The 13,570-nt window shown below is 44.7% G+C and carries 10 protein-coding genes and 1 tRNA gene; 7 read left to right on the top strand and 4 right to left on the bottom strand.

Annotated features, from left to right (window positions below; translation table 11 throughout):
• Positions 1–7: 7 nt before the first annotated feature.
• A complete protein-coding gene (locus EYS05_RS17065; RefSeq protein ID WP_022426517.1) occupies positions 8–1,276 on the top strand; it encodes a M18 family aminopeptidase in 1,269 nt (422 codons plus the stop codon).
• Between the two features lie 17 nt (positions 1,277–1,293).
• Positions 1,294–2,103 (top strand): Cof-type HAD-IIB family hydrolase, encoded by an 810-nt coding sequence (locus EYS05_RS17060; RefSeq protein ID WP_138277623.1) that lies wholly within the window; start codon positions 1,294–1,296, stop codon positions 2,101–2,103.
• Positions 2,104–2,285: 182 nt separating this feature from the next.
• On the opposite strand, the gene EYS05_RS17055 is transcribed toward EYS05_RS17060, so the two are convergent.
• Entirely contained in the window at positions 2,286–3,230 is a 945-nt protein-coding gene (locus EYS05_RS17055; RefSeq protein ID WP_138277622.1) for an AEC family transporter, read from the bottom strand.
• 153 nt (positions 3,231–3,383) lie between these two features.
• Between EYS05_RS17055 and EYS05_RS17050 the strand changes: the two genes are divergently transcribed.
• The 3 genes from EYS05_RS17050 (at position 3,384) to ilvC (ending at position 6,203) form a co-directional block, all read left to right on the top strand.
• On the top strand, positions 3,384–4,424 hold the full coding sequence (locus tag EYS05_RS17050) for a tyrosine-protein phosphatase (RefSeq protein ID WP_138277621.1): 1,041 nt from the start codon (positions 3,384–3,386) through the stop codon (positions 4,422–4,424).
• 164 nt (positions 4,425–4,588) lie between these two features.
• On the top strand, positions 4,589–5,086 hold the full coding sequence (ilvN, locus tag EYS05_RS17045) for an acetolactate synthase small subunit (RefSeq protein ID WP_015526774.1): 498 nt from the start codon (positions 4,589–4,591) through the stop codon (positions 5,084–5,086).
• A 97-nt stretch (positions 5,087–5,183) separates the two neighbouring features.
• Complete coding sequence (gene ilvC, locus EYS05_RS17040; protein WP_118515940.1) at positions 5,184–6,203, top strand: ketol-acid reductoisomerase; 1,020 nt, start codon at positions 5,184–5,186, stop codon at positions 6,201–6,203.
• A gap of 161 nt (positions 6,204–6,364) precedes the next feature.
• On the opposite strand, the gene EYS05_RS17035 is transcribed toward ilvC, so the two are convergent.
• The 3 genes from EYS05_RS17035 to EYS05_RS17025 form a co-directional block, all read right to left on the bottom strand.
• Positions 6,365–7,261, bottom strand: a complete 897-nt coding sequence (locus EYS05_RS17035) for a LysR family transcriptional regulator (RefSeq protein ID WP_118625543.1) — start codon at positions 7,259–7,261, stop codon at positions 6,365–6,367.
• Between the two features lie 105 nt (positions 7,262–7,366).
• A tRNA-Pro gene (locus tag EYS05_RS17030) sits at positions 7,367–7,440 on the bottom strand.
• A 263-nt stretch (positions 7,441–7,703) separates the two neighbouring features.
• Positions 7,704–8,228 carry a hypothetical protein gene (locus EYS05_RS17025; protein WP_138277620.1) on the bottom strand — a complete coding sequence of 175 codons (525 nt, stop codon included), beginning with the start codon at positions 8,226–8,228 and terminating at the stop codon, positions 7,704–7,706.
• 802 nt (positions 8,229–9,030) lie between these two features.
• Here EYS05_RS17025 and EYS05_RS17020 point away from each other — a divergent pair.
• Complete coding sequence (locus EYS05_RS17020) at positions 9,031–10,236, top strand: zinc ribbon domain-containing protein (protein WP_138277619.1); 1,206 nt, start codon at positions 9,031–9,033, stop codon at positions 10,234–10,236.
• A 209-nt stretch (positions 10,237–10,445) separates the two neighbouring features.
• Positions 10,446–13,523, top strand: coding sequence for a fucose pyrophosphorylase domain-containing protein (locus EYS05_RS17015; protein ID WP_243119167.1), 3,078 nt, complete (start codon positions 10,446–10,448; stop codon positions 13,521–13,523).
• The last annotated feature ends 47 nt before the right edge of the window (positions 13,524–13,570 follow it).

The following is a 13,570-nucleotide window of genomic DNA, read 5'->3' as shown; positions in this document are numbered from 1 at the left end:
GAAGATTATGTACGAAGAAACAACAGAAAAACTGCTGGAATTTATCAGTAAAAGTCCTACAGCCTTTCAGGCGGCAGAGGAAACAAGAAGACGTTTTTTGGAGGAAGGCTTTACAGAATTGAAGGAAGAGGAGCGCTGGGAGCTGGAAAAGGGCGGAAAATATTTTGTCATGAGAAATCATTCCGCGATCATCGGATTTTCCATTCCTGTCAATGACTGCAGGAGATATCATATCATTGCAAGTCACAGTGACTCCCCGTCTTTTAAAATAAAAGAAAATCCGGAGATGTCTGTAAACGGAGCTTATGTGAAGCTGAATGTGGAGCGGTATGGAGGAATGATCCTTTCTACCTGGTTTGACCGTCCCCTTTCTGTGGCAGGCCGCATGATCGTCCACAAAAACGGAAAAATTCTGGAAAAGCTTGTAGATATTGACAGAGATCTGGTCATGATCCCGAGCCTTGCGATCCATATGAACCGAGATATTAACGGAGGCTATCATTATAATGTCCAGAAGGATATGCTTCCATTGTACAGTGGCAGTGGCGAAAAAGGCAACTTCATGCGGATGCTGGCAGAAGAGGCAGAGATCCGTCCGGAGGATATCCTGGGCCATGATCTGTTTCTCTATAACCGGATGCCCGGAACGATCTGGGGATCCAGGAATGAATTTGTTTCCAGTCCAAGATTGGATGATCTGCAGTGTGCTTTCGCTTCAATGGAAGGCTTTCTTCAGGCAGATAAGAAGAAGGTCATTGCAGTCCACTGTGTACTGGATAATGAAGAAGTGGGAAGCACTACCAGGCAGGGAGCTGCATCCACATTTCTTAAAGATGTACTGTTTCGTATCAATCTGGCCCTTGGCGGAGATCAGGAAAGTTATCTGATGGCCCTTGCAGAGAGCTTTATGATCTCTGCGGACAATGCACATGCATTACATCCGAATTATACAGACAAGGCAGATCCTGTAAACCGTCCGGTGATGAATGGTGGAATTGTGATCAAATATAATGCCAATCAGAAATATTGTACCGATGGGATTTCCACAGCAATCTTTAAGGAACTCTGCAGAGAAGCAGATGTGCCATATCAGACATTTGTGAACCGTTCTGATATTGCCGGTGGTTCCACTCTGGGAAATATTTCCAATACCCAGGCAGCCATAAATACGGTCGATATCGGTCTGCCGCAGCTGGCGATGCATTCCGCTTATGAAACAGCCGGAGTGAAAGATACGGAAAGCCTGATCCGTGCGGCAAAGGTATTTTACAGGTGATATCGGAGGACAGGAAAATGAGCAGAAAAGCAGTATTTTTTGATGCGGACGGAACAGTCTGTGATATGAAAAAAGGAGTGCCGGACAGTGCCATAGAAGCCATCCGTGCGCTGGTAGATAACGGACATGAAGCGTGGCTCTGCACAGGAAGAAGTCGTGCGTTTGTATCCTGGTATCTGGAGCAGGTCCCTTTTACGGGAATGATCAGTGCCTGCGGATCCACCATTGAGAAGGACGGGAAGAGACTTTTTAATAAAGAGATGACGCCGGAGGTTGCAAAGCTTTCTGTGGAGGTTCTCAGAAAATACGGACTGATCCCGGTAATGGAAGGCGCGGATTTTATGTATTATGACAAAGAGGAGTATACCGATGAAGTGAACTGGTATGCCAGTCTGATCACAGAATCCCTGGGCGATAAATGGAGGCCTATCCGTGGAAATGAGGATTGTATGCGGATCAATAAGATCAGTGCAAAAATGACGGAGGGATGTGATGCGGAGGCAGCGTTATCCATTTTATCAGAATACTATGATATCATTCGCCATGAAGGCAGCAGTTCGTTTGTGGGAAATACCATTGAACTGGTGCCAAAGGGCTTTAACAAGGCTGTTGGGATCGCAACTGTGATCCGCCTGTTTGATATTCCGTGGGAGAATACCGTTGTTTTTGGAGACAGCAACAATGATCTTGCCATGTTTGAATACGCTGCAACAAAGGTTGCCATGGGAAATGCTTCTCCGAAGATCAAAGAACTGGCAGATTATGTTACGTCTGATATGTTCCACTACGGCATTCGGGATGGCTTGAAATATCTGAAGCTGATCTGAGAAAATGCTTCGTTTGTTTTGTAGGCTATGAGATTGTAAGAACAGAAACATCCACATCAGAAATGATAGCTTTATGTGAATATGCTTTTATAAAAAAATGCTGTAAGAACCAGAAATCATAGTTCTTACAGCATTTTATGTTACAGATTTTTCCGGGTAGATAATATGCAGAAGCTGCAATATCAGATCAGTCCCAGACCTTTGCAGATAAACAGCCAGAGTGTCAGGGTAAAGGCACTGAATAATGTGGTAAGAAGCACGACTCCCGAAGAAAAAGAGCCCTCATGTCCCATGTTTTTTGCCATGACAAAGCAGGTAACGGTGCTGGCGGACCCCAACATGATAATGATGGAAACCAGCTTGTCCTTTGTAAAACCGCAGCGGATGGCAAGAGGAAGAAAAAGTGCTTCATAACCGACAAGTTTCATAAATGTACAGGCAACAGATGCTTTCAGCCGGGAAAAGGCTTTTCCGAAGTGCAGAGATCCGCCCATGGCCATGAGGCCAAGAGGAGTGGCTGTTTTTGCAAGATTGCCTGCCGTAGAGTCCAGGATCTTCGGAAATGGAAGACGAAGAAGGGACCAGAGTGTACCGGCTGCAATGCCAAGAATGATGGGATTGGTGACAATTCCCTTTAAAGTACGCTTCAGAATGGTACCATCTATTTTTCTCTGACCTGGTTTAAAGACAGAGAGAATTACAACAGCCATTACATTGTAAAGAGGGACGCTGGCAATGATCATCAGTGGTGCCATACCTGCATTTCCGTAAAGGTTCTGGATAATGGCGATACCAAGGATCGCCGCGCTGCTGCGGTAGGATGCCTGGATAAACTCGCCCCGGATATCGGAAGGATGGAGAAAACGTGACAGGAGCACGGAGATCATAATACTGAGCGATGTGATCGCAAAACAGAAAAGAACCATTTGGGGATCCCAGGCCTCATAGATATCAATTTTAGCGATGTCCTGAAACAGAAGCACAGGCAGGGGGATGACAAACACAAATTTGTTCATACGGTTGACAAATGTCTCATCAAATAGCCCGATCCTCCGGAAAAAATATCCCAGGAGAAGTGTAAGAAAGATGGGCACGGTAACATTCAGACAGAAAATAAGATTGTCCATAAAAGAAAGCCTCCCTGTGGTAAAATTTCTCTGTTTATTATATCCAAACTACGAAAATTGTCAAACGAGGTATACGGGACTGGAGATTTCTGGTATGATAAAAAGTGTTGCGAAGAAAGCAGCACAGGGGTTGAGAAGGAGAAAGGAAAGAAAATGAGATACGGAAAAATACGGATCGAAGATGGCTTTTTTGTGTTTACCAGACATATGATGCTCAACAGTCTTCCGTGTAAAGATATTCTCTGGGCGTACATGCGCCGTGAGGGAACCGATAAAATCGGTGAAAAGCAGTTGATCATCAATTATCTGGTAATCATAACCAGACGTCAGAAGCGTTATAAATTTGATATGACAGAGCAGGAGGTACAGGATTGTCTTCAGCTTCTTAAAGTACTGAATCCGGATCTTGCGGTTGGCTTTCCAAAAGGAAGCAGGCTTCCGCTTCAGAATCTTCCGAATACAAGAGATCTGGGTGCATTGATGACAGTAGACGGTTCGCATATTCTTCCCAGAAAGCTTTTGCGTAGCGGAGAAATCTATCATGCTTCTGCTGCAGACAACCGGATCCTTTCAGAAGAATATAATGTAAAAACAGTGATCGATTTCCGGTCAGCCGCAGAAGTAAAGAAAAAACCAGATGATATCATGGCAGGAGTGGAATATTATCATATTCCGATTCGGGATGAAGACAGCAGTGGAAACAGTTTTTTTGAACATGTGATGTCCTGTTATGGTGATGTAGACCGATATATGCAGGATTGGTACCGGAATTATATTACGGATGAATATTCTTTGAAGCAGTATGCACGTTTTCTGGATGTCCTGCTTCACGTAAAGAACGGAGCTGTTGTTTTTCACAGTGCCACAGGAGAAGACCGGGCAGGAGTTGGAACGGCACTTTTGCTCTTTGCTTTGGGTGTACCTAAGGAAACGATAAGAAGGGATTATATGCGGTCGAATCCATGTCTGGAAGATGAACTGAAGTATATGCGCAGGCTTTACCGGGCAGACCGGCCGGAAAATAGCCGGAAGCTTGCAGATCTGAATGCCTTCTATCAGGTGAAGGAGTCTTATATCAATACAGTTTTTGATGTCATCGAAAAAGAAAACGGGGGAATTGAAAGATTCCTTCGGAAAAAACTCTACCTAACATCAAAGGCATCCGAGGAGCTTAAGAAAAAATATCTGATCTGAGGATAAAAACATTTCTTATCATCCTGAATGGATTTTGCAGGAAATTTTGATTGACAAAATTTTCGAAGTTGTTATAATGGTAAGAAAGCAAGGGTTTATTAGATTAAAGCGTTAACTGACGAAGTCGGTTTTCTATACATAAAAGTGTTGAAAGCAGGTGTATTATGGAAAAGAGAATACTATCCATCCTTGTGGATAATACCTCCGGAGTCCTTAGCCGTGTGGCTGGCCTTTTCAGTCGCCGTGGTTATAATATTGACAGCATTACCGCAGGAGTGACTGCAGATCAGAGATATTCCCGTATGACAGTTGTTTGTGAGGGAGATGACCAGATGCTCCAGCAGATTACTAAGCAGCTGGCGAAGCAGGAAGATGTACGGGATGTTAAGGTCCTTGAACAGGACGACAGCGTTGCCCGTGAGCTGATGCTCGTTAAAGTTGCTGTGAAGCCAGAACAGAGACAGGGAGCTCTTTCTGTTGCAGATATCTTCCGTGCCAAGGTGGTGGATGTAAGTAAGGATTCACTTATTATGGAGATGACCGGAAGTCAGAACAAGCTGAAAGCGTTTGTGGAGCTGATGGCTGACTATGAGATCCTTGAGCTTGCAAGAACAGGAATCACAGGTCTGTCACGAGGCAGTGACGATGTCCGGTACCTGTAAAAATTTTTACATATGTTTGCTAGGAGAGCAGATACTCTCTTAACGATAAATAATTTTTATGAAGAAGATGTTGTAAACATCAGAGGAGGAAAGTAAAATGGCAAATAAGATTTTTTACCAGGAAGACTGTAATCTCGGATTATTAGATGGTAAGACAATTGCGATTATTGGATACGGAAGCCAGGGACATGCACATGCATTGAACCTTAAAGAGTCCGGATGTAATGTAATCATCGGCCTTTACAAAGGAAGCAAATCCTGGAAAAAAGCTGAGGAGCAGGGCTTTGAGGTATATACAGCTGCTGAAGCAGCTAAGAAAGCAGATATCATCATGATCCTGATCAACGATGAGAAACAGGCTGCACTTTACAAGAATGATATCGAGCCGAACCTTGAGGAAGGCAACATGCTTATGTTCGCCCATGGTTTCAACATTCATTTCGGATGTATCAAACCACCGGCATATGTTGATGTTACAATGATCGCTCCGAAAGGACCTGGACACACAGTAAGAAGCGAGTATCAGGCTGGCAAAGGTGTTCCTTGTCTGATCGCTGTAGAGCAGGATGCTACAGGTAAAGCTCAGGATATCGCACTTGCATATGCACTTGGAATCGGCGGAGCAAGAGCTGGAGTTCTTGAGACAACATTCCGTACAGAGACAGAGACAGACCTCTTCGGTGAGCAGGCTGTACTTTGCGGTGGTGTTTGCGCACTTATGCAGGCTGGTTTCGAGACACTTGTTGAAGCTGGTTATGACCCAAGAAACGCATACTTCGAGTGTATCCATGAGATGAAACTGATCGTTGACCTGATCTATCAGTCAGGATTCGCCGGAATGAGATATTCTATCTCCAATACAGCTGAGTATGGTGATTACATCACAGGACCGAAGATCATCACAGAGGATACAAAGAAAGCAATGAAGAAAGTTCTTTCCGATATCCAGGATGGTACATTCGCAAAAGAGTTCTTACTCGACATGTCCGATGCAGGTGCACAGGTACACTTCAAGGCTATGAGAAAATTAGCTTCTGAGCATCAGTCTGAGAAAGTTGGCGAGGAGATCCGTAAACTCTACAGCTGGAACGGCGAGGATAAGCTTATTAATAACTAAGCAAAATTTATTGCAGGTGCAATAAATTTTGCGCTACTCGAACGAAGCGCAGCGAAGTTTGAGACAAAAAAGTTACATATGTAATACAGTGGCAGGAAACTTTTTTGAAATCTAAAAATCCCATCTGGTCGTAATGATCAGAGGGGATTTTTTTACACTCTTTATCTATCCGGATGCCCTGTTTCATCATCGAAAAACGGCGCGATTAAAGCCGAATCAGCATCTTTCTGTCTGCACACAAACCCGATCTCACGCAGCGGAAAAGAAAATCCTACCGGTACTTCCACCAGAGTCCCTTCTTCCAGCTCTTTTTTTACAAAATCGCGGATCACACAGGCAATCCCAAGACCGATTTCCGCAAACTGGATCAGAAGATCCATAGTTGTTACTTCCAGAATGTGGCTTAATTCCACATGATGTTCTTTCAGCTGAGAGTTCACAGTCTGACGTGTAATATTGTCCTCATCCAGCATCATGAAAGTTGCTGCCTGAATCAGAGGTTCATCAGGATAGAGCTGTTTCTGGTTTTCCAGATACTGTTGTGTACAGACAAAGGTATCCTGGATTTTCAAAAGAGGTTGAAAATAATATCCCCGAAGTTTCTGCGGCCGTCCGATGAGTCCCAGATCGATTTTTTCCTCATCCAGAAGCTGCAGAGTCTGATAAGTAGACTGGCAGGAAATTGTGATACGTACATGAGGAAAACGAGCGATATAGTTTTTCAGGTGGGAGAGCAGTACATATCTGGTAAGAGTAGAACTGGCACCCAGACGCAGCTTTGGAATGTCCCGGGAACGGTTATGGCGAATGGAATTTTCTCCTTCATCCAGAAGTGAAAGAGCTTCTTTTACTTTTTCAAAAAGAAGCTCACCGTCCGGAGTCAGAGTGACACCCCGGGAACTTCGTTTAAAAAGAACGGTATCCAGATTCTGCTCCAGCTTCTGGATCGCCTTGCTGATAGCAGGCTGACTGATATAAAGATCCCGGGAACTGTGGGAGATACTGCCGGTACGTGCTACCGTATAAAAAATATGATAAAGAGACAGATTATCCTGCATGTAAAACCTTCCTTTCGAAAAATAGTAAAGTAATAAAGGTAATAAAAAAATCCGAAGTCATCAGACCTCGGAAACCTTAGCTGTTATAATATCTATAATTTTTAATCGGGGCAACAGGATTTGAACCTGCGACCTCACGGCCCCCAGCCGTGCGCGCTACCAAGCTACGCCATACCCCGCAACGCATATAACTATAACATAAACGAATTGTAAATGCAACCATTTTTTGAGGAGAAAGAGTGTGATCCCTTGATACTTGTTACTGTTCACTCCGTTCTCAGTAACACGCTTCGCGATGCACAGAATTTATGCTGATCGCATAAATTCGCGCGGTATGTCTCGGGTTTTCTGTGACCTTCGCTCACAAAAAACACCTCGCGGAACATTACCAGTGAACAGTAACTGATACTTTCATAGGCTTCACACTCTTTACATGGTATGATCAGGCTGTCTGTATTGTGTTACCTGGGTCAGGTAAAATACCTCTTCCCTGAAGTACAACAACAAGAGTTTCTGTTGTGTCCTGTAAATTCTTGATATCTTTTCGGATATCCCGTTCTGCAAGCTTAACATCCAGTGAAAGGTCGTCCAGGCGTTTTCTGTTGGTATCACATTTCAGATCGATCATTTCAAGTCTGTTTTCTACCCGGTTGAAGCGGGCATCTATTTCATCGAAGCGAACATCCATAGAATCGAGACGAGCGTCGATACCGTCGAAGCGAACATCCATAGCATCAAGACGAGCGTCGATACCGTCGAAGCGAACATCCATAGCATCGAGACGAGCGTCGATACCGTCGAAACGAGCATCCATAGCATCGAGACGAGCGTCGATACCGTCGAGACGAGCATCCACAGCATCCAGTCTGGCGTCGATACCATCTAATCGGTTATTTATATTGCCCAGCTGGACATTGATCGGGTTTATCATACCAGCTAATAATTCCAAATCTTTCTGATCTAACATATGCGCATCCTCCCATAAAAACTGTACCGCATATTTCTCTGTGCGGATATTGTATCATGTTTCGAGTGTGAAGTCTATGAAATTATCAAAGAACAAACTGGACAGGAACAATAAGTTCTTAATCAGTATAATATATGAAAGAGGAAAAAACAAGACATATTTTTATATCTTTAATAATAATAGAAAATGCAGGCGAACTGCCTGAAGAATAAAAAAAGGAGGCCGGGAGTTGTGCAGACTCCCGGCAAAAAAGTATGAAAAAGAAAAAGATTATTTAGCATTTGCATTTGCTATCTACGGTTAATAATATAGTAAAAAAATGTGTGCATTGTGTGAAAGGAAAATGAAGAGAATGTGAAAACTGCCGCTTAATGTTAGATTAAGCGACAGTAATTTTTTTGGATTATTCTGTTGTTTGATCCAAGATTTTGAACCATATGTAATGATAACATCCGCTTTAATGCTTGTCAAGCGATCTGAAACTGCCATAGCTGTCCAATTATGTCGTTTTTTGTGCCGTTTTACGCAACTTTTTATATATCGAAGAAATAAAAATACATATCAATATATAAAAGTGGTCATGATAAGTGGTCAGATGTATAGTCCCAGGGACCTGTATTTTGCGGGAAATATCAGGCTTCTTGGTATAAGATTCATGGTCATAAGTGGTCGGCTTTTGTGGTCAGAAAAATGGCGAATTCCCTTATATACAGGTTTTTTCAGGTCCTGTCGCTTAATCTAACATTAAGCGACAAGATAATAATATTGGATAAGTTATATAAATAAATGGAAGGAAGAGAACATGCCGTCCAATACAGGCTACAGCATAACAACCAGAAGACTCCGACTTTGCTGCGGACATCCGGAATGGCTCAGGAAAACCCAGGATTTCTATAATGAAATTGAAAGCTTTTATTATGATCTTCTGCTGGCTCATGAGGAACTGGGAGAACTGGGAAGCCAGAAAACTCTTCGGGCCCTGGAAGTCCTGACCATTATGGGAAGAGATAAGCAGGTTCCACAGAATCCCCTTCCCTGGGAAAAAGTCCCATTGTATTTCAGGCGTGCTGCGATAAACAGTGCCATAGCCGCAGCAAAGAGTCACATATCCAGGCAAAAGTCCATTCCGGGGAGAAAAGCAGAAAAGCTTCATTCGGCAGTTACCTATTATAAAGGAATGTACAGAGATTTTTCCCATAAGGAGATCACACTGAAGGTATGGACAGGAGAACAGTGGAAATGGATGAGATGCAGGCTGTACGGCAGAGAATTTCCCGCAGAAGCAGAGCTGATGTCACCCTCAGTAACATTTGAGAAGAAATATCTCATGCTGCATGTTCCCGTAAAGGAATTTACAGCAGACACTGCAACAGTAAAACAGCGTATCCAGGAAGGACGGAAGATCTGTGCCATCCAGTTTACAAACGGAGATGTTTTTGCTGTGGGGACAGTATGTGACGGCATGGGGAAGGAAACAGATGTGAAATTCTGGGGCGGCGGAAAAGAATATACGCACCGCTGCAATCAGATCAGGAAAAAAATCGAGAAAGCCCGGAAATCTCTCGGCGGGGAAAAACAGCCCGGAGAAAACAGGAAATACTGGATGCATCTGAAGCATCTGTCGGAGCATTATGCCCATGAGATCAGTTCACAGATCATAGGCTTCTGCCTGGAAAAGCAGGTTTCGCTGATCGTCCTTCCAAAATACAAAAAAGAATACACAGACTATGTGATGATCGGATCAGGAAACTGGAGCACTATGCATCTAAGCTCCGGGATCAGGAGCAATCTGCCCTATAAAGCATGGAAAAACGGCATTCTGGTCATTGAAACCTATGCAAAAGGGATATCCGAAACTTGCTCTGTCTGCGGTGCGCCAGTTAAGACAGCAAACCGCAAAACAGATGAATATACCTGTGAGAACGGGCACAGAGGAAATCGAAGCCTGAACAGTGCCAGAAATCTGAGTCATAAATGTATTCTTCAGTTTGGGAAACAAGTGGTATGACCACTGTTTTATAGAGCGAGAGCACAACTCAGCTTCTGCTACAGGCAGATGCTGACAGGTTGAATACCGCCTGTCGTGTCTCCCTTATCATAAGGAAGAGTCGGCCAAGAATTTCCGCCAGAAGCTCCGGCGTAGCCGTGACAGCGGATAAGAGTATTCGAAGTTATGTAAAAAAAGAAAGTATGAAAAAGCAAAGGATAAGGAAAGCAATGAACACAGAATACAGGAAACTGAAAAATCTTTTTCTGCGGCAAAGCTGCCAGGATGCATGGGAAGACTATGCACGAAGCATCCGCAAAGTAAATTTTCCCAGATGGGACTATGTGATCCTGACCTCATCAAATGAAGAACAGGCTAGATCCTTCCGCAGCCAGATCGCAGACAGATTGGAACAGGGCGTACTGCCGGGATGGACAAAATATTTCGTGCTCCCGGATCCGGAAGGCAAAAGAGTAGGCTCCGGCGGAGCAACCCTGAATGTGCTCCGATTTCTTTCGGAGGAAGAAGGACTCCGGGGAGATTTCCATAACAAAAGAATCCTTGTGATCCATTCCGGCGGAGACAGCAAAAGAGTCCCACAGTATTCTGTGTGCGGAAAGCTTTTTTCACCAGTACCAAGAGAACTTCCGGATGGAAGAGGCTCCACACTGTTTGATGAATTTCTCATCAGTATGGCAGGCGTTCCGGCTAGGTTCAAAGAAGGAATGCTGGTACTTTCCGGAGATGTGCTCCTCCTTTTTAATCCTTTACAGATAGATGCCCAGTTCCGCGGAGCTGCGGCAATCTCCATGAAATCTCCGGTAGAAGTGGGAGTCGATCATGGAGTGTTTTTAAACGATGGAAGCGACCATGTAAAAATGTTTCTTCACAAACAGCCGGCAGAAACACTTCGCAGGCTGGGAGCCGTGAATGGACAGGACTGCGTGGATCTTGACACAGGCGCCGTACTTTTGGACGCCGAAATACTGGAAACACTGTTCAGTCTGATCGCAGATGCATCAGGAAAAAAAGCAGATCCGGATAAATACGAAAGCTTTGTAAATGAAAAAGCAAGAGTCAGCTTTTACGGAGATTTTCTGTATCCGCTGGCGGCAGATTCCACCTTTGAACAATATCAGAAAGAAAAACCGGAAGGCGAATTCTGCACAGAGCTTTTTACCTGCAGAGAAAAAATATGGAAGGCATTAAGTCCTTTTCAGATGAAGCTGATCTGTCTTTCTCCTGCAGAATTTATCCATTTCGGAACAACGAGAGAGCTGCGTGCTCTGATGACAGAAGAAGTAACCGATTATGAGTTCCTTGACTGGAAAAAACACGTATTCACCAATGACTTAAATTGCCAGGGAGCTTTGCACACAGCACTGATCGGACCGGAAGCTGACATCGAGGAAGGAACATATATTGAAGACACCTGCCTTGAGGGAAGAACCCATGTCGGAAAGGGCGCTGTAGTATCCGGCCTTTCCCTGAAGGATGTACATATACCGGCGAACACAGTATTTCACGGTGTGAAGCTGAAGGACGAGATCACAGAGCTTTACGGCGGTCAGACAGGACGATGCGTGATCCGTACATATGGAGTCATGGATAATCCGAAGAAAACGCTGGAAGAAAGAGGAAGCTTTCTGCGGGGAAACCTGGCAGATTTTCTTTCGGCCAATGGACTGGCGCCGGAAGATATCTGGACAGGCGAAACCCACGCACTCTGGAATGCAAAACTGTATCCGGTCTGCAAAACATTCCAGGAAGCAGCACAGGCAGGAAACCTTCTTGTAAAAATGAGCGAAGGACTTGCTGAACCCCGGCAGATCGAGAGCTGGAAAAAACAGCCGAGACTGAGTCTGGAAGAATCCTTCCGGTATGGAAATACAGAAAATATCCTTTCCTGGAAAAAAGATCTGGAAGCAAGGATCCTGGTGGCAGTATTTCTGGGAGAGCTGAAAAAAGGCGGACATTATATTCCTGCACTTAAGATCTTTGGTGAAAAAGAAATCCAGGAACGACATTACCATCTGCTGATGAAAGAAGCTGAAAAAGCAGATTTTTCACAGAAAATACGGATCCTGTATGCAGTATCACGCTCCATGAAATTCACTAAAAAATGCTTTGACGGAAAAACATACGATGTGTTGGAGCAGGAGTGCTTTTCCCAGATCCAGAAAGAGATCGCATCTCAGACACAGCTGACAGGAAACAGCGGCTATACGATCGCAAAAGAACAGGTAAAGGTAAATCTGCCGGTACGTGTGAACTGGGGCGGCGGCTGGTCAGACACACCGCCATACTGCAACGAACACGGAGGAACTGTTCTTAACGCAGCAATCCTGCTGAGAGGCTGTGAACCCATCGAGGTAGAGATCCGGAAGATACCGGAATTACATATTGAGCTGGCAAGTACAGACACAGGTGCTTACGGAACAGCAGAAAGTGCAGAAGAGATCCAGGACTGCCATAATCCATACGATCCTTTTGCCTTGCACAAGGCAGCCATTATCGCCTGCGGGATCCTTCCGCTGGAGGAAAAGGCCGACCTGAAAAAGGTCCTGGAAAAAATGGGCGGCGGATTCTACCTTTCCACCTGTGTCAAAGGCGTTCCCAAAGGCTCCGGCCTTGGAACAAGCAGTATCCTTGCAGGAGCCTGCGTCAAAGCTTTTGCAGAGTTTCTTGGAGAGAGCTGGGATGACAGCCAGATCTATGATACAGTCCTCAACCTGGAGCAGATCATGAGCACAGGCGGTGGCTGGCAGGATCAGGTTGGCGGCCTGACACCCGGAATCAAATTTATCACATCAAGACCCGGAATCCGCCAGCAGCTGAAGGTAGAAAAGGTAGAAATCTCGGAAAAAACGAAACAGGAGCTTCAGGAACGATTTGCTCTGATCTATACAGGCCAGCGGCGCCTTGCCCGAAACCTTCTCAGAGAAGTCGTAGGAAATTACATCGGCGGCCGAAAAGAATCTCTGGAGGCGCTGGATGAGATGCAGAAAGTAGCAGCACTCATGAAATTCGCCCTGGAAAAAGAAGACATCGACGAATTCGCGAGCCTTCTCAACCAGCACTGGGAAATCTCCAAAAAGCTGGATGCCGGCTCAACCAACACCTGCATAGACCAGATTTTCAGTGTATGTGAAGACATGATCGACGGAAAATTCATCTCCGGAGCCGGAGGCGGCGGCTTCCTGCAAGTAATACTGAAGAAAGGCGTCACACGGGAGATGCTGCATCAGAGGTTGAGAGAGGTGTTCCAGGATTCCGGAGTGGATGTCTGGAACGTGGAGTTTGTGTGAAGATAAGTTTTGAAAAACTTCATTTCTTAATAAGGAATGAAGTAAAT

It is taken from the genome of Blautia sp. SC05B48, assembly GCF_005848555.1.
GTDB lineage: Bacteria > Bacillota > Clostridia > Lachnospirales > Lachnospiraceae > Blautia_A.
This window is presented reverse-complemented; position numbering and strand designations above follow the sequence as displayed.